At 37.3% G+C, this 23,417-nt stretch carries 24 protein-coding genes; 22 read left to right on the top strand and 2 right to left on the bottom strand.

The window, feature by feature from the left end; translation table 11 throughout:
* Positions 1–93: 93 nt before the first annotated feature.
* From mutL to HMPREF2542_RS08965, 3 genes are all read left to right on the top strand, one after another.
* Positions 94–2,040 carry a DNA mismatch repair endonuclease MutL gene (gene mutL, locus HMPREF2542_RS08955; protein ID WP_058669958.1) on the top strand — a complete coding sequence of 649 codons (1,947 nt, stop codon included), beginning with the start codon at positions 94–96 and terminating at the stop codon, positions 2,038–2,040.
* A gap of 385 nt (positions 2,041–2,425) precedes the next feature.
* Positions 2,426–3,016 carry a Holliday junction branch migration protein RuvA gene (gene ruvA, locus HMPREF2542_RS08960; RefSeq protein ID WP_058669957.1) on the top strand — a complete coding sequence of 197 codons (591 nt, stop codon included), beginning with the start codon at positions 2,426–2,428 and terminating at the stop codon, positions 3,014–3,016.
* Between the two features lie 11 nt (positions 3,017–3,027).
* Positions 3,028–3,591 (top strand): DNA-3-methyladenine glycosylase I, encoded by a 564-nt coding sequence (locus HMPREF2542_RS08965; protein ID WP_058669956.1) that lies wholly within the window; start codon positions 3,028–3,030, stop codon positions 3,589–3,591.
* Positions 3,592–3,730: 139 nt separating this feature from the next.
* Here HMPREF2542_RS08965 and HMPREF2542_RS08970 read toward each other — a convergent pair whose 3' ends face one another.
* Entirely contained in the window at positions 3,731–4,144 is a 414-nt protein-coding gene (locus tag HMPREF2542_RS08970) for an EamA family transporter (RefSeq protein WP_006269778.1), read from the bottom strand.
* A 160-nt stretch (positions 4,145–4,304) separates the two neighbouring features.
* Complete coding sequence (locus tag HMPREF2542_RS08975) at positions 4,305–5,159, bottom strand: Rgg/GadR/MutR family transcriptional regulator (protein ID WP_006269187.1); 855 nt, start codon at positions 5,157–5,159, stop codon at positions 4,305–4,307.
* Between the two features lie 313 nt (positions 5,160–5,472).
* On the opposite strand from HMPREF2542_RS08975, the gene HMPREF2542_RS08980 reads away from it, so the two are divergent.
* From HMPREF2542_RS08980 to nrdD, 19 genes are all read left to right on the top strand, one after another.
* Positions 5,473–5,811: a hypothetical protein gene (locus HMPREF2542_RS08980; protein ID WP_058669955.1), complete on the top strand. Its 339-nt coding sequence runs from the start codon at positions 5,473–5,475 to the stop codon at positions 5,809–5,811.
* Between the two features lie 96 nt (positions 5,812–5,907).
* Complete coding sequence (locus HMPREF2542_RS08985; RefSeq protein WP_058669954.1) at positions 5,908–7,917, top strand: hypothetical protein; 2,010 nt, start codon at positions 5,908–5,910, stop codon at positions 7,915–7,917.
* Entirely contained in the window at positions 7,914–8,543 is a 630-nt protein-coding gene (locus HMPREF2542_RS08990; RefSeq protein WP_006269784.1) for an ABC transporter ATP-binding protein, read from the top strand. The genes HMPREF2542_RS08985 and HMPREF2542_RS08990 overlap by 4 nt, the downstream gene beginning before the upstream one ends.
* 155 nt (positions 8,544–8,698) lie before the next feature.
* A complete protein-coding gene (locus HMPREF2542_RS08995; RefSeq protein ID WP_058669953.1) occupies positions 8,699–9,967 on the top strand; it encodes a competence/damage-inducible protein A in 1,269 nt (422 codons plus the stop codon).
* A 48-nt stretch (positions 9,968–10,015) separates the two neighbouring features.
* Positions 10,016–11,161, top strand: coding sequence for a recombinase RecA (gene recA / locus HMPREF2542_RS09000; RefSeq protein ID WP_006269775.1), 1,146 nt, complete (start codon positions 10,016–10,018; stop codon positions 11,159–11,161).
* Between the two features lie 86 nt (positions 11,162–11,247).
* Entirely contained in the window at positions 11,248–11,646 is a 399-nt protein-coding gene (spx, locus tag HMPREF2542_RS09005; protein WP_003026638.1) for a transcriptional regulator Spx, read from the top strand.
* Between the two features lie 84 nt (positions 11,647–11,730).
* Positions 11,731–12,300 (top strand): SP0191 family lipoprotein, encoded by a 570-nt coding sequence (locus tag HMPREF2542_RS09010; RefSeq protein WP_037598406.1) that lies wholly within the window; start codon positions 11,731–11,733, stop codon positions 12,298–12,300.
* A 104-nt stretch (positions 12,301–12,404) separates the two neighbouring features.
* Positions 12,405–12,962 carry an SP0191 family lipoprotein gene (locus tag HMPREF2542_RS09015; protein ID WP_003071476.1) on the top strand — a complete coding sequence of 186 codons (558 nt, stop codon included), beginning with the start codon at positions 12,405–12,407 and terminating at the stop codon, positions 12,960–12,962.
* Between the two features lie 123 nt (positions 12,963–13,085).
* Entirely contained in the window at positions 13,086–13,352 is a 267-nt protein-coding gene (locus HMPREF2542_RS09020) for an IreB family regulatory phosphoprotein (RefSeq protein WP_009569646.1), read from the top strand.
* Entirely contained in the window at positions 13,352–13,771 is a 420-nt protein-coding gene (gene ruvX, locus HMPREF2542_RS09025) for a Holliday junction resolvase RuvX (protein ID WP_003071469.1), read from the top strand. The genes HMPREF2542_RS09020 and ruvX overlap by 1 nt, the downstream gene beginning before the upstream one ends.
* Before the next feature lie 17 nt (positions 13,772–13,788).
* Positions 13,789–14,100: a DUF1292 domain-containing protein gene (locus tag HMPREF2542_RS09030; protein ID WP_003027765.1), complete on the top strand. Its 312-nt coding sequence runs from the start codon at positions 13,789–13,791 to the stop codon at positions 14,098–14,100.
* A 200-nt stretch (positions 14,101–14,300) separates the two neighbouring features.
* Positions 14,301–15,545, top strand: a complete 1,245-nt coding sequence (locus HMPREF2542_RS09035; protein ID WP_058669952.1) for a bifunctional folylpolyglutamate synthase/dihydrofolate synthase — start codon at positions 14,301–14,303, stop codon at positions 15,543–15,545.
* 48 nt (positions 15,546–15,593) lie between these two features.
* A complete protein-coding gene (locus HMPREF2542_RS09040; protein ID WP_058669951.1) occupies positions 15,594–16,031 on the top strand; it encodes an SP_0198 family lipoprotein in 438 nt (145 codons plus the stop codon).
* Between the two features lie 297 nt (positions 16,032–16,328).
* Positions 16,329–17,075, top strand: a complete 747-nt coding sequence (locus tag HMPREF2542_RS09045; RefSeq protein WP_058669950.1) for an MSCRAMM family protein — start codon at positions 16,329–16,331, stop codon at positions 17,073–17,075.
* 98 nt (positions 17,076–17,173) lie between these two features.
* A complete protein-coding gene (locus HMPREF2542_RS09050) occupies positions 17,174–17,614 on the top strand; it encodes a Spy0128 family protein (protein WP_058669949.1) in 441 nt (146 codons plus the stop codon).
* Positions 17,615–17,775: 161 nt separating this feature from the next.
* Positions 17,776–19,308, top strand: a complete 1,533-nt coding sequence (gene cls, locus HMPREF2542_RS09055) for a cardiolipin synthase (protein ID WP_058669948.1) — start codon at positions 17,776–17,778, stop codon at positions 19,306–19,308.
* Between the two features lie 67 nt (positions 19,309–19,375).
* Entirely contained in the window at positions 19,376–19,507 is a 132-nt protein-coding gene (locus HMPREF2542_RS10230; protein ID WP_003071451.1) for a hypothetical protein, read from the top strand.
* Between the two features lie 54 nt (positions 19,508–19,561).
* Positions 19,562–21,094 (top strand): hypothetical protein, encoded by a 1,533-nt coding sequence (locus HMPREF2542_RS09060; RefSeq protein WP_058669947.1) that lies wholly within the window; start codon positions 19,562–19,564, stop codon positions 21,092–21,094.
* Between the two features lie 107 nt (positions 21,095–21,201).
* Positions 21,202–23,412, top strand: coding sequence for an anaerobic ribonucleoside-triphosphate reductase (gene nrdD / locus HMPREF2542_RS09065; RefSeq protein WP_058669946.1), 2,211 nt, complete (start codon positions 21,202–21,204; stop codon positions 23,410–23,412).
* The last annotated feature ends 5 nt before the right edge of the window (positions 23,413–23,417 follow it).

A 23,417-nucleotide genomic window follows, 5' to 3' on the forward strand; every position in this document is an offset into this window, starting at 1 on the left:
CCACAAAAAGGTGAACAAATTGTATTTTTGATAGGTGTAAACATCATCAGAACCTTATTAAATCAACGTTTAGAAAGGGTAAAACCAAAAACTATGTCAAAAATTATAGAATTACCAGAAAATCTTGCTAATCAGATTGCGGCTGGTGAGGTCATCGAGCGACCTAGCAGCGTGGTCAAGGAGCTGATAGAGAATTCCATTGATGCTGGTGCCACTCAAATTATAGTTGAGATTGAAGAAGCAGGGCTCAAGAGTATTCAAGTCATCGATAATGGTGAAGGAATTGAGCATGAGGAGGTTTCCTTGGCTTTGCGGCGGCACGCAACGAGTAAAATTAAGAAGCAAGCCGATCTTTTTCGGATTCGGACTTTGGGCTTTCGTGGTGAAGCGCTTCCGTCTATTGCTTCTGTTTCACGCCTGACAATTGAAACTGCGACAAATGGTGGAACACATGGGACGCGTTTAATTGCTCAGGGGGGAGAAATTGAAACTGTGGAACCAAGTAGTTGCCCTAAGGGTACCAAAATCAAAGTGGAAGACCTTTTTTTCAACACGCCTGCTCGCTTGAAATATATGAAAAGTCAGCAAGCAGAACTATCTCACATTGTAGATATGATTAACCGTTTGAGCTTAGCTCATCCAGAGGTCGCTTTTATCTTGCTCAATGATGGTAAAGAGTTGACTCGGACAGCAGGAACAGGAAATTTGCGTCAAGCAATTGCTGGTATCTATGGATTAACAACAGCAAAAAAAATGATTGAAATTTCAGCTTCTAATCTGGATTTTGAAGTATCAGGCTATATTAGTCTACCAGAGTTGACGCGTGCCAATCGTAACTACATCACCATTCTCATCAATGGTCGTTACATCAAGAACTTCCTGCTCAATCGAGCTATTCTTGATGGTTACGGTAGTAAGCTCATGGTTGGGCGATTCCCGATTGCTGTGATTGCTATCCAGATTGATCCTTACCTTGCGGATGTTAATGTTCATCCGACTAAGCAAGAAGTGCGGATTTCCAAGGAGCGAGAACTGATGGTCTTGATTTCGCAAGCTATTGCTGCGAGTTTAAAAGAACAGGATTTGATTCCGGATGCTTTGGAGAATTTAGCAAAATCAACCATTAACAGAGCAAATAAGTCGGAGCAGACGAGTCTTCCGCTCAAAGAAAACCGACTCTATTATGACAAAGAGAGAAATGACTTTTTTGTTAGACCTCAAGTATCAGAAAGCAATCTTCCTTTTGAGGGAAATGCTACATTTGATCAGCAGCATACTGATACAGATATGCTTGCTTCCAGAGCAGTTTCTGTCAAATTTGCAGCAAGGCAAACTCCTTCTTACGATCAGCTAGATCATCCAGAACTGGATCAGTCAAGCTTAGAAAGAGCTTTAGATAAGTTAGATGGAGAAGAATCTTCAACTTTTCCAGAACTGGAATATTTCGGGCAAATGCATGGCACGTACCTCTTTGCACAAGGAAATGGTGGTCTCTATATTATCGACCAGCATGCAGCGCAGGAGCGAGTCAAATATGAGTATTATCGGGAAAAAATCGGTGATGTGGATGACAGTCAGCAGCAACTTTTGGTTCCCTATATCTTTGAATTTCCAGCGGACGATATGTTGCGGCTCAAGCAGCGGATGAATCTGCTGGAAGAAGTCGGAGTTTTCTTGGACGAATACGGCAGCAATCAGTTTATTCTGAGGGAATACCCTATCTGGATGAAGGAAGAGGAAATCGAGTCGGGTATCTATGAAATGTGTGATATGCTGCTCCTTACCAAGGAAGTTTCTATCAAGAAATACCGAGCTGAACTAGCGATTATGATGAGTTGCAAACGCTCTATTAAGGCCAATCATAGCTTAGATAATGATTCGGCACGTGATTTGATCTTCCAGTTATCGCAATGTGACAATCCCTACAATTGCCCTCACGGTCGTCCAGTTTTGGTAAACTTTACCAAATCTGATATGGAAAAAATGTTCCGTCGCATTCAGGAAAACCACACCAGCTTGCGAGAATTGGGCAAGTATTGAAACTATTTATAGAAACTCTAAAACAGCTTCAGCTAACAATGACTGAAGCTGTTTTTAAAATCATCTGCAAGACTTTCAGCTAGTAGATCTACTGAATGGCTGCTTTTGTCCTTATGAAAAGTCCTATAGCTAAAAAGACAAGAGAAAAGACTTTCTGCCGAGCTTGACAAAAGGATTGACAGACTGTCTCTCTTGATAGATATTATGAATACCTCAATACTAGGCTATACAAATTTATAGTTCAGAGAAGAGCAAGATAGATATCCATGGATAAATAGCTAACTACCCAAGAATTTTGTAAAGTGATTGTCAAAAGGATAGAATGATTTCTTTTATTTTCTAACTCCAAAATATGATATACTAAAAGGGTTGAAAAGGAGACATGATGTACGAATATTTCAAAGGAATTTTAAGTAAAATTACAGCCAAGTATATTGTGGTGGAAGTAGGACAAATTGGCTATATTTTTCATGTGGCTAACCCTTATGCCTATTCAGGTCAGCTCAATCAAGAAATTCAGGTTTTTGTTCATCAAGTGATCAGAGAGGATGCGCAGCTCCTCTACGGTTTTGGCACAGAAGATGAAAAACAGCTTTTTCTCAATTTGATTTCGGTTTCTGGTATTGGCCCCGTTTCTGCTCTTGCGATAATCGCAGCCGATGATAATGCTGGATTGGTGCAAGCCATTGAGCAGAAAAACATCACCTATCTGACCAAGTTTCCCAAGATAGGCAAAAAGACAGCCCAGCAGATGGTGTTGGACTTGGAAGGTAAAGTGGTAGCAACAGGTGCGCCAGCGGAAAGCAAGGTTTCCGTCCAGACTGCAGATAACCAGGAGTTGGAAGAAGCCATGGAAGCCATGCTGGCTCTGGGCTACAGGGCTGCTGAACTCAAGAAAATCAAGAAATTCTTTGAAGGCACGACAGATACAGCTGAAAACTACATCAAGTCAGCTCTCAAGATGTTGGTGAAATAGGAGGTAGAAGCATGACCAAACGCTGTGGCTGGGTAAAAATGAACAACCCCTTGTATGTAGCCTACCACGATGAAGAGTGGGGTCGACCCCTTCATGATGATTGGAAGTTATTTGAACTGCTTTGCATGGAGACCTATCAGGCGGGACTTTCGTGGGAGACCATTTTGAATAAACGTCAGGCTTTTCGGGAGGCCTTTCATTTCTATGACGCGCAGAAAATTGCTCAGATGACAGATGCAGACTTGGATGGTCTTTTGGACAATCCGGATATTATCCGTAATAAGATGAAGCTCTATGCAACCAGAGCCAATGCCCAAGCTTTTTTGGCTATTCAAGAACAATACGGTAGTTTTGATCATTATCTCTGGTCTTTTGTTGGATTTACACCGATTGACAATTCTGTCAAGTATTACAGACTTGCTCCGTCTAAAACTTCCCTGTCCGAAAAAATAGCTAAAGATATGAAGCAACGAGGCTTCAAGTTTGTCGGTCCTGTTTGTGTCTATTCTTTCATGCAGGCAGCAGGATTGGTCAATGATCATGAAACAAGTTGTGAATGGAATCCTAAAAAATAAGGCATAAAAGCATTTACCAATATTGCTAAATTTGTACTATATTCTCACTAAACATACAATAAAATGGAATCAAAAGATGACAGTCGAATAACGTAAAAGACAGTTTAGAGAAAAAACTGTCTCTTTAATATGCCGAACGCTACAAAACCATGATTAAGGTTCCAATGGTAATCAAGATGGTGCCAATTAAGGATTTCATAGTAAAATCTTCGTGGAGAAAGATAAAAGCAAGGATGAGCGTGAGAACAACACTAAGCTTATCAATAGGAGCGACCTTGGAGGCTTCTCCTTCTTGCAATGCTCGGTAGTAACAAAGCCAAGAAGCGCCTGTTGCTAGGCCTGATAAAATCAGAAAAATCCAGTTTTTCTTACTGATGTTAGCTAAACCAATTTGTCCTTTAGTTAAAAAAACTATACCCCAAGCCATCAAAACGACGACTACTGTCCGAATAGCTGTTGCTAGATTAGAATTAACCCCAGCAATCCCAATTTTAGCTAAGATAGATGTCAGTGCTGCAAACAAAGCAGAAAAAAATGCAAAAATTGCCCACATAATGGAAGCCCCTTAAAGTTTTATTCTTTTATTTTATCACATTTGATTCTATCTAACACAAGTAAACCAAGGAAACTCAGGCAGCAAGAACTGTCTGGTTTTTCTTTGTATAAATTAAAATATGGAAAGAATTTGAACATAGTTGATAAAAAACCACAAGCTAAGACCTGTGGAAATGGTTGATTTCGTGTTTCATATCTTGTAATAAATCCAGTTCATCTGTGATTTCTAATAAGACCAATCCTTTTTTGATTAATTTATTATTATTTTGACAAATTCCTAATCGAATATTACATAAAGCTAAAGCATCATACCTCTTTAACTTTTGTGCAGTCTCTAAAGCTAGTGTGACAATTTTTTCACATTGGTGAAATTCATTATGGTGCAAATAGATTCCTGCTAAATTTGAGAGAAGAGTTAAGCGATCGTTTTGAAAATTTTTATAGTCTTTATATTTCTCTAAATTTTCCAAAATTTTATCAGTAATCAAATGTAGGGTATCCATCGAAAAATGATGTAAAATAGATACTAGAATCCTAAAATCATTTTTATACCAAGTATCTTCTTTTTCTAAATAATTCCAAAACTGCTTGGTGATAGAGATTGTTTCATCTGTTAATGTTTTAACTCCGTTTTTTCTAATAGAAATGAAAAGTTTTAACAAATCATGAATATGCTTAATTGGTAAATCGTATTCCTTACGAAGATATCTTTCACAGAGTTCTTGTAGCTCTTCTAAATCTTGTGTGCCACTAATAGAGCTTATATTTAAAGCTTTGTTAAATATGATACTTCTGGGGCTAGGGTTATAGACGTGACAGATATACTCAAACTCTTCAAAACTCATATTGATTTGACGTAGTAAAAATTCCATATTTTCGTATTTGGGAGTAGCCTTCCCGCTTTCAAATTTAGCCAGAGTTGTTCGGGATAGAACCTCTCCGCATACATCTGCTTGCGATAAACCTTTTGATTTGCGAATTTCTTTATAAACAGCTCCGAAATCATACCTCATAACAAACCTATAAACCTCTCAGAATAATATAGTGTGAAAAAAGTTAGCGTTTTCAAAAAAGTGATTTCAAATATTATAACATAGAAGTGAAAATTTATAAAGAAACGGAGGGAGAATATGAGAACAGCTTGTTTACAATTGATGATACTTTTGTTACTGTATCCAAGTATCTGGCCATTTTAATAAGTAAGGTGTGAATTATGTTTACATTTCATTCAAATTAGGAAATAACACGTTATGATATTGTCATCAAATGGAAGTCTATACTAGTTAAGACAATATTTGATATATCATATATATAAAGGAGGAAACCATGTCAAATAGTTCAAATAAATTTACGAAATTAGCACTTATTGGTGCTCTTGCCCTTATTCTTAGTCCTTTGGCTGGAGGTGGGGTCTCGGCAGATACCCAGCATCCTCATCCTACTTATAAGGATACTTGGAATTATGGTGTAACATCAAATGGATGGGCCTACTCGCATTATTATTTAGAAGCACCAATCCGTCTTGGAAGCGGCTCATCTGTGACCGATATATGGGGAAATGTAAAAGACTATGCCAAATCAAATTATGGCTGGGCAAATTCAGGAGCTACAAAACATTGGTCATGGATTCAAGCAAAGTCATTTTATTCTTGGTATGAATTCTAATAGTCATACGATTTAATAAACTTATCGTGGAGGGAAATGCCTGCATAGTAGAATTTCAGTTTTCCCTCCTTGTTTTTTGTTGTAAAGGAGTCTTGTATGAAGTGGCGGCTAACCGTTCTTTCTTTATTTGTCTTACTAATATCATTTTTATCTTTAGGTGCTGTTAAAGAATTTGGGAACGACATTCCTTATCCTGCGCAGGCAGCTTTTTCATTGACGGGCTCTAGTGAGGTTGATAAAAACCAAATTTTTGATAAAATACAGGAAATTGCAGATAAAAAGCAATTAACTATTTATCGTCCTTTTTTAGATAAAAGTGGTCAGCAAGCTACATTTGTTTTTGGAAAGATACAGCGCAAAAATCAATCTTATATCACGGATCGAGGAGTCTTGGCAGCAAGTACCGCGACTGGTATGTATTATTCTAGTAAGGCGCTACCGACAGAATTAAAAACAGAATTGCAGCGATTTGGCTTGACTTACACAGGAGCAGACCTTCCGTGGTACTTAGTGCCAATCAACTTTCTATTTATGAATTTACGCTCTCTGGCAGTTTGGACTTTATTTTTTGTTTTTGCTGTGCTTCTTTTTGCAGTCAAAATGCTTTATGTTAAAAAAGCTATGATTCAGCGCAGTCTGGGGCTTTTTGATAGAGAATTTCGGCGTTCACTTTGGTTGGATTCTACTATTTTGATTAGCACAGGAATCCTTGTGTGGCTACTTTTTGTTTTATGGCAAGGTAGTATGGTAAATGTTTATGTTAAGACGTTTAGCTTATTACTATTTCTCAATCTCTTTATTTTGATGGTTATTAGCTTACTTGTCAATCTACTTTTTGCTTTAAATGTTCGCCTTATGGGAGCTGTAACTGTCTTGAAGAATAAAAAATCAAATCCGTTAGTACTTTATATCTGGCTTTTTGGAATTTTGCTATCTTGCTTTATCTTTGGCGTGACTGCATCGGAAAGTGTTAAAACCATTTCCAAATCTGCCCAAGAAATAGCTGTTTTGGGAAATTGGAAAATAGCTCAAGATTATGCTGCGATCACTTGGTTTGAAAATACCGCTACTCATACTGATGAAAATCATCAAATTGATTCAACATTTATAAAAGAAAATGCTGCGAAGCATAGACAATTGATTCAATCTTTTGGGACAGATGGCTGGCTTTATTCAGAGCAATCTAGCCTTAGCCCAGATCGAACTAAGCACGCTCCGGAAGAATTTAAGCAGGAGCTGGTAAGAAATGGTGTCGATAGTAAAATTGCAGAAACATTGTTCTATGTTAATACAGGATTGATGAATAAAAATAAAAAATTGTATCCTCAAAATAAGTATGAGCAAGCACCGAAAGAAAGCTTAGGTGTTATCTATATTCCAAAAAGTCAGATGGCTCACATAGACAATATTCGTAAGATAATTAACTATGAGCACTTCCGATATTCAGCTTTAAAAGCTGAGGATTTTCAAATCGTAGAAATTCCTGATGGACAGAAGACTTTTCTTTTTAACCATAAAGACGGTCCAGATGAATTATTGGCTAAACAAGAAGTAGTGAACAAGATTTTAGTGCAAATCAATTTTCACAATCTACCAGCAGATGCAGCTTTTGATAACTATTATACAGTTCTTGCAACAAAAGGAGCTTTTAAACAGAAATGGATAAAAGAAAAGATTAGCCAAGCTGGTTTGACTCATTTTTCTAGTATGACAAATATTTCAGAGCAACTATTATTAGCTCGTGAAAACATTGTTAGCCAACTGACAGGGACGATTACTGCTCTACTGATATTAGTCTTGGCGCAGTTCTTTATTATTTATGAATATATTACCACTCGCATGAAACAAAAAGCGAAAAAGATTTCTTTACAAAGTTTGTTAGGAGCAAGTAGCTATCTAGAAATTTTTCAGTCTTTACTGCCATTGATAGCAGGCATTTTATTCGTCAGTGCATTGACAATTTTAGTGATGAAAGGTAGTTTCCTAGTAGTTGGTTTAGTAGGAGTTCTTTATGCGTTTGAGATAACTGCTATGTCTTACTTTGCTTTAATGAACGTCAGAAAAAATCGTGTTCAGATTATAAAAGGAGATTTTGAAATACTATGATTGAGATAGAAAATTTAGCGAAAAAATATGGACGAAAAACCGTCTACAGCCATGTCAATCTACATTTTGAAAGGAATCAATCCTATGCTTTAGTTGGGCTTTCGGGTTCTGGAAAGACAACATTGTTAAATGCAATTGCTCGTTTAGAAAAACCAGATCAAGGCAGAATTTTGCTCAATAAGCAAGATATTTGGAAAATGAAGGAAAAAGATTATTTTAAACATTATCTGGGCTATGTCTTTCAAAATTATGCTTTGGTGGAAGAAGAAACAGTTTTCGACAACTTGAAACTATTGGCGGGTAAATCAGAAATTCTGATAGCTTTAAAACAGGTTGGACTAAATGAGTCTGTCATGAAGTCCAAAATTTATGAGCTTTCCGGTGGTCAAGCCCAACGGGTTTCAATTGCGCGATTATTATTAAAAAAAGCGAAGGTCATTTTAGCAGATGAGCCGACAGGCGCTCTTGACCAGCAAACAGGAAAATCAATTATTGATTTGTTGCTTAGTTTGGTTGCATCAGACACTGTGGTTATTTTTGCGACGCATGATCCAAATGTTTTTGAACGAGTTGATCAGGTCGTTGATATCACACAGATTAGTGGCTCATTAGAACAGTCATATTAGATTGATTGACAAACAAAAAGAGGCATAGCCTCTTTTTGTTTGTCAAGATACTATAGATCATATGCTGAGCAACTTGAAAATTGTTTTATTAACAAATTTTAATCTTTTTTATGATAAAATAAGACCAAATTGCGAATAGTAAGATAGGAGGTTCTATGAAAGCAGAAATTATTGCTGTAGGTACTGAAATTCTGACCGGGCAAATTGTCAATACCAATGCTCAATTTTTATCGGAAAAATTAGCTAGTTTAGGGATTGATATTTATTTCCAGACTGCTGTCGGTGACAATGAAAATCGTCTTTTATCTATTTTGGAAATTGCAAAGAAACGGAGCGATCTTGTCATTCTTTGTGGTGGCTTGGGTCCAACAGAAGACGACTTGACCAAGCAGGTGTTGGCAAAATTTTTAAATCGCAGGTTGGTCTTTGACCAAGCAGCTATGGAAAAATTAGATCGTTTCTTCGCGAGTCGACTGGACTATGTTCGAACACCAAATAATGAGCGGCAAGCTCAGATAGTGGAAGATTCGACTTCTCTACAAAACGAAACCGGACTTGCGGTGGGGGGCGTGATTGAAGTAAGTGGTGTAACTTATGTTGTTCTGCCTGGTCCACCTAGTGAATTAAAACCTATGGTGAACAATGAGCTGATTCCGATTTTAGCAACGGATCAAAAATTGTATTCAAGAGTTTTGCGCTTCTTTGGCATTGGTGAAAGTCAATTAGTAACTCTTTTAGGAGATTTAATTGATGCTCAGATCGATCCGACCATTGCTCCTTATGCTAAGACGGGAGAGGTGACATTGCGATTGTCCACAAAGGCTAGCAGTCAAAAAGAAGCAGATACTAAGTTTGCTTATTTGGAAAAGAAAATTTTAGCTGTACAGACTTTTGAGAAACAACGTTTAGTGGACCTTTTCTATGCTTATGGAGATGATAATTCTCTAGCGCAGACAACTTTTGAATTGTTGAGGAGAGCAGGCAAGACTGTTACAGCAGCCGAAAGTTTAACTGCTGGCCTTTTTCAAGCAACTTTGGCAAACTTTTCTGGAGCCTCTAATGTCTTTAGTGGTGGCTTTGTTACTTACAGTATGGAGGAAAAGAGCCGCATGCTGGACATTCCTTTGGCAGACTTGGAAAAACATGGAGTTGTTTCTGCTTTTACAGCAAAGAAAATGGCTGAGCAGGCCAGAAAATTGACTGCCAGTGACTATGCAGTGAGTTTGACGGGTGTGGCAGGTCCAGACAGCTTAGAAGGATATCCGGCAGGGACAGTTTATATTGGCTTAGCAACCACAGAGAATGTACAATCTTTTAAGGTTAATATTGCCGGTCGTAGTCGGACTGATGTACGAAAAATAGCCGTTCTGCATGCTTTCAATCAGTTACGAAAAACTTTATTAAAAAACGAAAATATGCTATAATAATTAGATAGTCGAGAAAATTAATTTATCACTATACAGGAGAAATAAATGGCGAAAAAACAAAAAAAATTAGAAGAAATTTCAAAAAAATTTGGTGAGGAACGTCAAAAAGCGTTAGATAATGCACTTAAAAATATCGAAAAAGATTTTGGTAAAGGGGCGATTATGCGTTTGGGTGAGCGCGCTGAACAAAAAGTTCAAGTTATGAGCTCAGGTAGCTTGGCGTTAGATATTGCACTTGGCGCAGGAGGGTATCCAAAAGGTCGGATTATTGAAATCTATGGACCAGAATCATCTGGTAAGACGACAGTGGCCCTCCATGCTGTTGCTCAGGCTCAGAAAGAAGGCGGAATTGCGGCCTTTATTGATGCTGAGCACGCTCTAGATCCGGCGTATGCGCAAGCTCTTGGGGTTAATATTGACGAATTACTCCTTTCTCAACCAGATTCTGGCGAGCAAGGACTAGAAATTGCTGGGAAATTGATTGATTCTGGTGCAGTAGATTTGGTGGTCATCGACTCTGTGGCAGCTCTTGTACCGCGTGCTGAAATTGATGGTGATATCGGAGATAGCCATGTTGGTTTGCAAGCGCGTATGATGAGTCAAGCTATGCGTAAACTATCTGCTTCTATCAACAAAACCAAAACGATTGCAATCTTCATCAACCAACTACGCGAAAAAGTTGGTATTATGTTTGGAAATCCAGAAACAACACCGGGCGGTCGAGCTCTTAAATTTTATGCTTCTGTCCGTCTGGATGTCCGTGGCAATACTCAAATCAAGGGAACTGGTGATGAAAAGGACACTAATGTCGGTAAGGAAACCAAAATTAAGGTTGTGAAAAACAAGGTGGCTCCGCCATTTAAAGAAGCCTTTGTGGAAATCATGTATGGTGAAGGAATTTCCAAAACAGGTGAGCTCATCAAGATTGCAACAGACCTAGATATTATCAAAAAAGCGGGCGCGTGGTATTCTTACAATGATGAAAAGATTGGGCAAGGGTCTGAAAATGCTAAGAAATACTTAGCAGATCATCCAGAAATTTTTGATGAAATTGATCACAAGGTTCGAGTTCACTATGGTTTGATTGAGAATGATACTGAAGATGAAAAAAATGCAGAAGCAATTAAATCAGCAAACAAAGTAGAGGAAGTGACTCTAGACTTAGACGATGCGATTGAGATTGAGGAATAATTTTTTAAAAATAGGTCGTAAGACGGAGGGATTTTATGGTATAATATAGTATGATAATAGTACCGTGTGGCGAAAGGAGTACTTACATGATTACAATTTATACTGTCTCAAGTTGCACTAGTTGTAAAAAAGCAAAAACATGGCTCAATGCTCACCAGTTAACTTATAAAGAACAAAATCTTGGTAAAGAAGGGATTACAAAAGAAGAATTGTTAGATATTCTAACAAAAACTGAAAATGGGGTTGCAAGTATTGTGTCTTCAAAAAATCGTTATGCAAAAGGTTTAGGCGTAGATATCGAAGAATTGAGTGTGAGTGAAGTGATTGATTTGATTATGGAAACGCCACGTATTTTGAAAAGTCCTATTTTAGTAGATGATAAACGTCTTCAAGTAGGATACAAAGAAGATGATATTCGTGCATTCCTACCTCGCTCGGTTCGTAATGTTGAAAATACAGAAGCGCGTTTACGCGCGGCCTTGTAAAGAGTGGGATTTCCACTCTTTTTTATTTCAATGTTTATTGATATTAAAAATATGATAAAATAAAGAATGAGGAGGAGTTAATCTATGAAAAGAAGCCTAATTTTATTAACCATTATTCTTACAGTCTTAGTAGGCTGTGGTCAAAAGAAAGAAACAAAATCAAAAGCAAGCAAACAATCTATTGATAGTACGTTGCCAGTTATTGCAAATGCTGAAAAAGAAACGGTTGTGACGAAAAAATTATCGTTTCCAAAAACAGCTGAGGGAGTTCAGCAAACGCAAACAATTACTTACAAAGGGAACCAATTTTTAGGTTTAACGATTGAACAAATTTTGCCGATGAAAGAAGAATTAAAAAAGGTGGTTGCTGAGGTTGGAGTTGCTGAGGCGCAAAAATTATTGGAAAAATCTTTGGCTGAAGATGAAAAATTTACACAAGCAAAAAATTTGCAAGGCTTTTCAACCTCTTTGGAAATTATAAATGAGCAAGAATTGAAGCGAACTCATACGTTTGATTTTCAAGTTTTGGATGTTAATAAAGCCGCAAATACTGAGTATTTAAAGAATATGAAATTAAAAGAATTTTTAAAAATGAAACCAAAAGAATATGTTGAAGATCAGATTGCCAGTGGTGCAACGGAAGTCAATCAATAATTTGTTAAACATGAATTGATTTTTTAGACGGCTCTTTTTGACAACGCTTACAAAAGATGGTATACTATTCTTATAAAGCTCTAAAATACAAGGAGGATATTTTTATGAGAAAATCGGTTGTTTTGTTAGGAGCAAGTTTGTTGCTGCTCACAGCTTGTGGTCAAAAATCCGGTCAGAATCAGTCAGGGGATAGTAAGACTGGTTCGAGTGTTGTGAAAAAGGATTCTGTTGTGACCAAGTCTTTTCAACAAAAACAGACTGTCCAAGGGATTGAACAAACACTTACGCAAACTATTTCTTATGAAGGAAAAACCTTTAAGAAGTTTGTGATAAATCTTGAACAAATACTTCCTGAAAATATGAAGAGTGCATTAGCGGGTCAAGATTTAGAAAGCACTAAGCCGCACTTGATTTCTGCTTTTGAAAAGGCTGCAGGATTGGATAAATTTAAGTCTTTGGGCGGTGTTGATGTTAAAACAGACATTACAAAAGACTATATTATTAAAGTTGCAATCAATATTGATATGAGCAAAATCAACCTTGATGAAGCATCAAAACTGGATACATATGGCTCTATGTTTTCAACTATCAAAAATTTAACACCCAAACAATATATTGAATCTGTCAAAGCAGCTGGTGCTAAAGAAGTTGCAAATCCATGATTTTATAGGTGTATATGAAACAAAAAAAGCTGAAATTTATTCAGCTTTTTTCAACCCCTTTCATTTGTGAAAAGTCTTGAAATGTGCTATAATATGGGTATTCTAGTGAAAGAAGGTGTAATTGTGGGATTTACAGATGAGACAGTACGTTTTAATCTTGATGATTCAAACAAAAAAGAGATTAGTGAAACATTGAAAGATGTCTATGTGTCGCTGAATGAAAAGGGCTATAACCCAATCAACCAAATCGTAGGATACGTGCTTAGTGGTGATCCTGCGTATGTACCTCGCTATAATAATGCACGAAATCAAATTCGTAAATATGAACGTGATGAGATTGTAGAAGAATTAGTTCGTTATTATTTGAAAGGACAAGGCATTGATCTCTAATGAGAATTATGGGGTTAGATGTTGGTTCAAAAACAGTTGGTGTTGCAATTAGTGACCCACTTGGTTTTACAGCTCAAGGGCTTGAAATTATTCCCATCAATGAAGAACAAGAAGAATTTGGTTTTGAGCGTTTGACTGAACTTGTCCAAGAATATAAGGTGGACAAGTTTGTTGTAGGTCTTCCTAAGAATATGAACAATACAAGCGGACCACGTGTAGAAGCAAGTCAGGCTTATGGGACTAAGATTGAGCAGCTATTTCATTTGCCAGTTGAATACCAAGATGAGCGCCTAACAACAGTAGCTGCGGAGAGAATGTTGATTGAGCAAGCGGATGTGAGCAGAAAGAAGCGAAAAAAAGTGATTGATAAGCTCGCAGCGCAGCTTATATTACAAAATTATTTAGATCGAAATTTTTAATAAATAAAGGAGAAAACATGGCACACGATCATAACCATGACCATGAACACGAAGAACGTGAACTAATTACTTTAGTGGATGAGCAAGGAAACGAAACTTTGTTTGAAATTCTCTTGACCATTGATGGAAAAGAAGAATTTGGGAAAAACTACGTTCTATTGATTCCAGCTAGCGCAGAAGAAGATGAAAATGGCGAGGTAGAAATTCAAGCCTATTCGTTTACTGAAAATGAAGACGGAACAGAGGGGGACCTCCAACCAATTCCAGAAGATTCAGATGCTGAATGGGATATGATTGAAGAAGTTTTCAATAGCTTTATGGAAGAATAAAAATTGCGTACACTAGCTTTTCGTATTACAAACAATGAAGAGATTGAAAGGCTGTGTGAATAGTTATTTTTATGGTATACGAATGAGTGGTTGGTTAATTCCCATGTGGAGCAAGAGTTCCAGCCATTCAAGTGAATTGTGGGGTGTGACATGAACCAAAGTCTGGTTCTGTTTCACTCCCTTTTTGCTGGGAGAAGAATATGAATGAAATTGAAACGTGGCTAGAGAGTCGCATTGGTTTAAATTTTCGCTCTGGTTTAGAGCGAATGAGACAGGCTATAAGTCTTTTGGATCATCCGGAAGAAAATTATCCCATTATTCATGTGACAGGAACGAACGGAAAAGGCTCAAGCATTGCTTTTATGAGTCAATTATTTGTAGAGCATAAAAAGAAGGTGGGAACTTTTACGTCACCTCATATGGTGAGCATTTATGATCGGATTTGTGTCAATCATAAACCAATCTCTGACAAGGATTTTGTTAGAATTGGGCGCCGTATTCAAGCAATGGAAAGACAACTTTTGCGTATACAAGCTCCATTATCTTATTTTGAAATTTTAACACTCATAGCTTTATTGTATTTCGAAGAAGAGCAGGTAGATGTGGCTTTAATTGAGGTGGGAATTGGTGGACTTTTAGATGCAACAAATGTAGTGATAGGAGATGTTGCGGTTGTAACGTCTGTAGGATTGGATCATCAAGAAACATTAGGAGACTCCATAGTAGCAATTGCGGAGCAGAAAGCAGGGATTTTCAAGAAAAAGGAACGAGCTGTTATCGGGCCGCTGGCTGAAGAAGCCAGAAGGGTCTGCGAATTGCGCGCAGATGAGTTGGGAGTTGTTTTGTATGAATACGGTAGGGATTTTTCATTTTCAAAAGGACAATTTTCTAATCAAGATAAAATGATAGTTGGTTTACAGCTGGGTCTCAAAGGTACTTATCAGGAAGAAAATGCAGCTGTTGCTTTGCAAAGTTTTCTTTTATTCATGAAACAGCAAAATTGGCAACCACAAGTAAAATGGATACGCAAGGCCTTGCAAGAGACCCGTTGGGCAGGGAGACTGGAATATTTTGAGAGAGGAATTTATTTGGACGGGGCTCACAATTTACCCGCTTTGTCACGTTTGGTGGAGTTTATTCACCAGCAAGAACAAAAAGAAATTTTTCTTTTATTCGGTGCTTTGAAACGTAAAAATTATCAGGGAATGCTGTCTTATCTAAAACAAGAATTGCCAGATGTGCGGTTGACGATAACGACATTTGAGGATGACGGTGCAATAGACAAGTGGAATCTGACAACTGAAACCTATGTTTCCTCTTATCGGGAGTTTATTGAACAATTCATTAAAAATTCTACTGATAATCAGCTTCTTTTTGTGACAGGTTCTCTTTATTTCATTGCAGAAGTTCGTGCTTTTCTTTTGGAGAAAGAATTGACTGCTTGAAACGAGAAATAGTAGAATAGAATTGTAATCAAAAAAGGAGGGAATCAAATGGTACAATTAAAGAAACTTGGCTATGCCACATTGTTTCTAATAGGGCTTATCATTTTGACATCGTGTGCCAAGTCTAATCAAACTTCATCATCATCTCAATCTATCTCAAGCAGTCAATCAACTACAGTCTCAAGTGAGAGCAGCACTTCGTCAACTATTGCAGAAAATTCGGTAGAAAAATTAGACGGTACTTATAAAGGTATGGACGAAGAAGATGAGATCACTTTGGTTATCAAGGGAAACAGTGGTACGTGGACAGAAGAAGAGCCAAATGGTAAGAAAGAAGTAAAACAAGTGAGCATTGATCCAACAAATCAGCGAATGACGATTGGTGACGACATTGAGCGTTATATGATTAATGGCAATCAGTTGACAATTGAGGATATTGAGCAAGAAAACGGCGAAAATGATACGGTTGTTTTAACGAAGCAATAACTTATTTGATATTGGAGTAATGACTCTTAATAGAAAAACTAAATAGTAGCTTGCAAATGTAGGAGGTTGAGTTCAGATATTTCATCAGTTTTTATAACCACTGCTTTAAATTGTGTTTGTTTTACCCACCGCTCCAAATGGTTTATAAATTGTTCGCTTCGTGGATTTTATCTGCGCTCGCTAGTGATTCTCTATACTGGAGTTATGTGAGAATGAAAAAAGTTTAGTATTTCAGAAAAAATTTAGAAATAAGAAGATGAGGGAAGAGAATTTGACTAACTTTTTGAAGTGTAATAGGTGATAAAAACGAACAGCGAGAGAGAATTTTTTCAACTTACGGTAAATCGAAATACAGTACCAGTAGGAAAGGTGGATTTTGAAGGGGGAAGACAAGTTAAAAAGACAGATCTTACAAAATCAGGTAGCTATAAAACAGATAAGATTATCAGTTATCACATTTCTATTAATCAGTCTGGTAAAGAGATTTCTGATGCCAAAGTAACAGACATTCTGGGTACTCCTAAAATTTCTTATATTAAGAACAGTTTCAAAATTGAAAAAGGTAAGTGGGTGATTGTAAATAATCGTTGGGTATTGAAGAATAAAATAAATGTCACGGAACAATTTACAATCAATTTCATATCTGACTCACAATTTTCGGTTGATTTAGGTCATATCAAAGCAGGAGAAGGTTATTGTATTAACTATAAAGCTAAAGCAAACTATAATTTACAGAATGGAGAAATTGTTGAAAATATTGCTTCACTTTGGTCAAGTAAAATAAAAATCATAAATTCCATAGTGAAGACTACTTACAGAGAAGCAAGCGGAAATGCAGAAGGTTATGTTTACTCAATCACGCTGCATAAAAAGGATGAAGTTTCTGGCATGCCTTTAACGGGAGCTATCTTTAGGGTTATACGAGATCGCAACGGTACTACAGTTGGGGAATTTATCACAGATAGTGCAGGGGAAGTAACAAGTCTGAATCTATTAAAAGATACTTATAAAATTAAAGAAATAAAAGCTCCGGCTGGATATTAGCCATTTAAACGAAAGTTTAAGATTACTCCGGATAAGTTTAATAATGAGAAGACTTATGATTTGGAAGTTCTCAATAAACGAGGATTGGTTGAGGTCAATTGAGAGTTAAGAAATTATTAATTGGACGTGATTTAAAGGCAGGTGAATTTGAGTTTGAACTCAAAGGCACAGAGGATAATGTCCACCAAGTCAAGAAAAATGCTGTTAATGGTGATGTGATTTTCGATACTATTGAGTACACGAAAGTGAGAACATATCATTATATGATTACTGAAAAAGATACGAAACTTCAAGGTATAATCTATGATAAAAAAGTGATCAAAGTAACAGTGACTGTTACAGACAATAGTTCGCGTATACTAGAAACTAAAGGTCGATATGATCAGGATGTTAAAGCTTTTGAAAATAGCTATACCCTACCAGCAACACCGCCGAAGAAAGGTTTGCCTAAAACAGGAACAGCTGTTCATTACTTAGCAATCTTTATGGATATGATATTGTTAGTGGGTGCAGTTTACTTCATCAAGAAAAAAATATAAGTCTAGAGGTGGAAACCTAATGAGAAATGGAGAGTCTAATTAGGTTCCCTTTTTTATTGAAAGTTTTAAAAATGATTTGAAAATCAAGCAAGACTTGACTTTGGCTTGATTTATTAGGTAATCCCCGTTATACTAGTACTAAATACTGATAGGGAGAGAATATGAGTTTTAGGAAATTTCAGCTATTGATGTCAAAATATGGTTTTAGCATCATTACTATGGTGTTAGAACTGGTGCTTGTTTTTTGGTTTTTCTTTTGGCTCGGTCGATGGACGCCTACTTTATGGATTGCCTTTGTGATTTTGTTCAGTGTGGCAACGATTTTGGCGATTGTCAATCGTTCAATGACGCCAGAAAGCAAAGTAACCTGGCTTTTAGTGGCTTTTATTCCAGTCTTTGGACCGTTGCTTTATCTGATGTTTGGTGAGCGTCGTTTGTCTAGAAGTGAATTGAAACAGTTGAAAAATATGGATCAAATGAAATTTCGTGAGGATAATAGTTATGAGTTGCGTTTAGAGTTAAAAAATACAGATAAGTCAGCTTATGGGATTATCAAATCACTTCTTAGCATGGATCATAATGCGGATGTATATGACGGTACGGAATCACAATTTTTCCCTTTAGGCGAAGAAATGTTTCAAAAAATGCTGGAAGATTTGCGTAAGGCAGAAAAATTTATCTTTTTGGAATATTATATTGTGGAAGAAGGTCTCATGTGGAATAGTATTTTGGATATTCTGCGTGAGAAAGTAACTCAAGGTGTTGAAGTGAAGATGCTCTATGATGATATTGGCTGTATGGCGACTCTTCCTGGGGACTACACCAGTCGATTACAAGCTATAGGGATTGATGCCCATAAATTTAACAAAGTGATTCCGCGAATGACAGTAGCTTATAATAATCGAGATCATCGTAAAATTCTTGTTATTGATGGGCAAATTGGCTATACTGGAGGGGTCAATTTAGCAGATGAATACATTAATCACATTGAGCGTTTTGGTCACTGGAAAGACGGTGGGATTCGTTTAAATGGTCGTGCAGTAAAGGCCTTGACACGTCTTTTTCTTATGAACTGGTATATCAACCGTGGAACCATTAGCGATTTTGATCAATATCATTTGGACAATAAAGCAATAGATGCATCAGGACTTTATATTCCGTATGGAAGCGGACCTAAGCCTATGTACAAAGCTCAAGTGGGTAAAAATGTCTACCAAAATATTATCAGTCAAGCGACAGATTATGTGTATATTGCTACACCGTACTTAATTATTGATTATGACTTGACAGAAGACATTAAAAATGCAGCTATGCGTGGGGTAGATGTGCGGATTGTGACCCCTTCCATTCCAGATAAAAAGCTGATTCAACTCATTACGCGAGGCGCTTATCCAGACTTGATAGCAGCTGGGGTTCGGATTTATGAATATACTCCAGGTTTTATTCACAGTAAGCATGTGGTGGCAGATGATGATTTTGGTGTGGTTGGAACAATCAACTTTGATTATCGAAGTCTGGTTCACCACTATGAAAATGCTATTTTGATGTATAAAACGCCTTCTATGTTTGACTTAAAACGGGATTTTGAAAACCTTTTTGAGAATTCTCAAGAAATTCATGAGGATACTATTAAAAATACCTGGTATCAACGTTTAATCAAAGAGATTGTCGAATTGTTTGCGCCGATGCTATAAAAATTTCTCTTGTATGAGAGGAATTTTTTCTTTTTTACGAATAATTTAGTAAAAAGAAGGCGAAATAATGATACATCTAACACAAGAAGAACAAGAATTTTTACAAAAGTATACAAACAGAAGTCATCACCGTTTTCGAGATTTGGAATATTATGCCTTGCTTTTGCAAAAGATGAAGATTGTGTCAGAATCAAGCTGACAGATAGAGGAGATTTTGGTATACTAAATAAGACTGATATCAAGGAGAATCTTTATGCACGACACAATGCTTGAACAAGGGCCAATGGTAGAGAGTATTCACGAAGAAAGTGAACAGAAAAAATTTTTTGTAGAACCTACACCGACGCCGTTTGTCGTTTTATTTTTGTGGAGCTTATTATTGAGTGTTTTAAGTGTTGCCAATCCGTTTTTGACCAACTTTGCTACTAATCTGCAATCTCAAAATTTATATGCTGGATGGGCAATGGCGCAGGGGCAGGTTATTTATGGAAATATTTATGGAACGAGTGGTTTGCTTTATTATCTAACTAATTGGGTGGGTAGTCTTTTCATGGGCAATATTTTATTTGCAGTAGTGCAGTGCTTTGCCCTATTTGTTGCAGGAATTTTTCTTTTTAAAATTGTTTACCAATTAACAACTGTAAGGAATACCTCTGTAAAGGTTCTTTCTTTATTTTATGGCTTAACCTTAGCTTTGGGCTGGGGCGGTTTATATTCTAGTATCTTTGCTTTTCCTTTTGTATTTGGTGCACTGTACTTTCTAATGCGTTATGTTGCAGGAGAAGCTAGTGACAGAGGTTTTATTGGTTTTGGTGCGCTCGGTACATTGATGTTTATGACAGATCCGATGACAAGTCTCGTGTTTTATTTAGTGGCTTTCCTTGTTTTGTCAGCTTATAATATTAGTGTAAAGAAAAAAGTACATGGCCTTTATCAATTTTTAGCAGCACTTGTAGGCTTTTCGTTTCTATTTTATCCTTTGGGCTATTATACGGTTTTAAATGGTAGCTTTGGTCTTGCGATTAGTCAGATTCTTTATCCGTTGGAAAGCTTTCGCTTTGCAGGGCAGCACTTGTTGTATAATGGTTTGCTTTATGGTGGGTTAATCATTGGAATTGGTTTAGTGTTTTCTTGGGTGAGAAGTTTTTCATTGCCAGCAAATTCTTTGGAACGTTTCCTGCAGCTATTTAGTTTTTTCGCGTCCTTGATTTTAGTTTTATTTGTTTTCTTTTTGCCAGATCAAGGCGCTTATCAGCTGTTGCCTGTTTTGCCATTCTTCCTGATTTTGCTCAGTATGTGGTTAGGAAAAAGTAAACTTAAAAGAGGTGGACGTCATAGCCGTGTACAAAAATCTACATCTATTTTAGGAACGTATGTTGCAAAAAATGCTTTCTTGCCGCTTTTAGCAGTTACTTACTTAATTGGTTCTCCGCTTGTTAATCACTATATTTTATCTTCAGGTGAAGCAAGTGAACGTGTTTCTGCGGCAAATTATATCAAAGATAAAGCGAAGAAGACTGATAAAATCTATGCTTGGGATAAAACAGCAGCGCTTTATCAGGCGAGTAGACACTTATCTGCAGTACCAATTTTAACACCTAGCTTGTACCAAGGAACCGATGAAAATAAAATGGCGCTAGCTAGGAGTCTGAAAGAAAATGCACCAACTTATATTTTAGTGAATAATCAAGTGCCTGTTCTTCAAGATGTGCAAAAACAAATTCAGAAAAATTATGAGAAAACTGACCTGGAACTTCATCATTTCAAGCTTTATAAATTAAAATGATTTAATCAATATCTTGTGTTTAAAATAAAATTTTAAGTTTTTTACCACAAGATATTGATTTTTTTTATGAGAGTGATATAATATGATTTATACGAATGGAGGAGCTCATGATAGCATTAAAAGAAGAAACAGTACAAGGTTTTGCTGATATTTATGTTGAAAAACGTGACGGTCGTCGTGTGGCTTTTGACGCAGATAAGATTTATAAAGCGCTTGTCAAAGCTAGTCAAGAAGTAACGACGATGACGCCGTTGTTAGAAGCAAAACTTGAAGGGATTACCAATAAAATTGTAGCAGAGGTGATTGAACGTTTCCCTGCTGGTGTTAAAATTTATGAAATTCAAAATATCGTTGAGCATGAATTGTTGCAAGCCAATGAATATGCTATTGCGGAAAGTTATATTACTTACCGTACGCAACGTGATTTTGCGCGTTCAAAAGCAACAGATATCAACTTCACAATCGGCAAATTGCTGAATAAAGATCAAGCGGTTGTCAATGAAAATGCCAACAAGGACAGCGATGTTTTCAATACTCAACGTGATTTGACAGCGGGGATTGTTGGGAAATCAATTGGTTTGCAAATGCTGCCGCCGCATGTAGCAAACGCCCATCAAAAAGGGGATATTCATTATCATGATTTGGACTATAGCCCATATACGCCGATGACAAACTGCTGCTTGATTGATTTCAAAGGTATGCTGGGAAATGGTTTCAAGATTGGAAATGCAGAGGTGGAAAGTCCAAAGTCGATTCAAACTGCGACTGCGCAAATTTCTCAAATCATTGCCAATGTCGCCTCTAGTCAGTATGGTGGTTGTTCAGCTGATCGAATTGATGAAGTTTTAGCGCCTTATGCTGAAAAGAATTACGAAAAGCATTTGAAGGATGCGCGTGAATGGGTCGTTCCTGAAAAACAGGAAGAGTTTGCTTGGGCAAAGACGAAAAAAGACATTTACGATGCCATGCAGTCTTTGGAATATGAAATCAATACCTTGTTTACGTCAAATGGACAAACCCCATTTACATCGCTTGGTTTTGGTCTTGGCACCAATCGTTTTGAGCGTGAAATTCAAAAAGCGATTCTTCAAATTCGCATTAAAGGTCTGGGGTCTGAACATCGGACAGCTATTTTTCCTAAATTGATTTTCACGTTGAAGCGCGGATTGAACTTAGAACCGGATAGCCCAAACTATGATATTAAACAGCTGGCTTTGGAATGCGCTACGAAACGGATGTACCCAGATGTCTTGTCTTACGACAAAATTGTGGAATTAACAGGTTCTTTTAAAGTTCCAATGGGCTGCCGTTCTTTCTTACAAGGCTGGAAAGATGAAAACGGTCAAGAAGTCAATTCTGGTCGGATGAATCTTGGCGTTGTGACGGTCAACCTTCCACGAATTGCTCTTGAATCTGAAGGCAACATGGAGAAATTCTGGGAAATTTTTAATGAGCGGATGAATATTGCTGAAGATGCGCTCGTCTACCGTGTCGAACGCACCAAAGAAGCGACTCCAGCTAATGCTCCTATTCTTTATCAATATGGTGCTTTTGGAAAACGTCTAGGTAAATATGATAAGGTGGATCAACTCTTTAAGCATCGTAGAGCCACGGTTTCTCTTGGCTATATTGGTCTGTATGAAGTGGCTACAGTCTTTTATGGTGGTGAATGGGAGCACAATCCAGAAGCCAAGAAATTCACAGTCGATATCGTTCGTGAAATGAAACGCCGTGTAGAAGAATGGTCTGACCAATATGACTACCACTTCTCAGTTTACTCCACACCGTCTGAAAGTCTGACCGACCGCTTCTGCCGCCTGGATACAGAAAAATTTGGTCTGGTAAAAGATATTACAGATAAGGAATACTATACGAATAGTTTCCACTATGATGTCCGTAAAAATCCGACACCGTTTGAAAAATTAGATTTTGAAAAAGATTATCCAGCAGCTGGGGCTTCAGGAGGCTTTATTCACTACTGTGAATATCCTGTTCTACAACAAAATCCGAAAGCACTCGAATCAGTCTGGGACTATGCTTACGATCGTGTGGGCTATCTTGGAACCAATACTCCGATTGACCATTGTTACAAGTGCGATTTTGAAGGGGACTTCACGCCAACCGAACGTGGATTTACTTGTCCAAACTGCGGCAATAGCGATCCTAAGACAGTTGATGTTGTGAAGCGAACTTGTGGTTATCTTGGAAATCCTCAAGCTCGTCCGATGGTAAATGGACGTCACAAGGAGATTTCGGCTCGTGTTAAACACATGAATGGTTCAACAATCAAGTTCGAAGGACATCATGTAGAAAAATAGGAACT

Source organism: Streptococcus sp. HMSC034B05 (assembly GCF_001809055.1).
Lineage (GTDB): Bacteria > Bacillota > Bacilli > Lactobacillales > Streptococcaceae > Streptococcus > Streptococcus constellatus.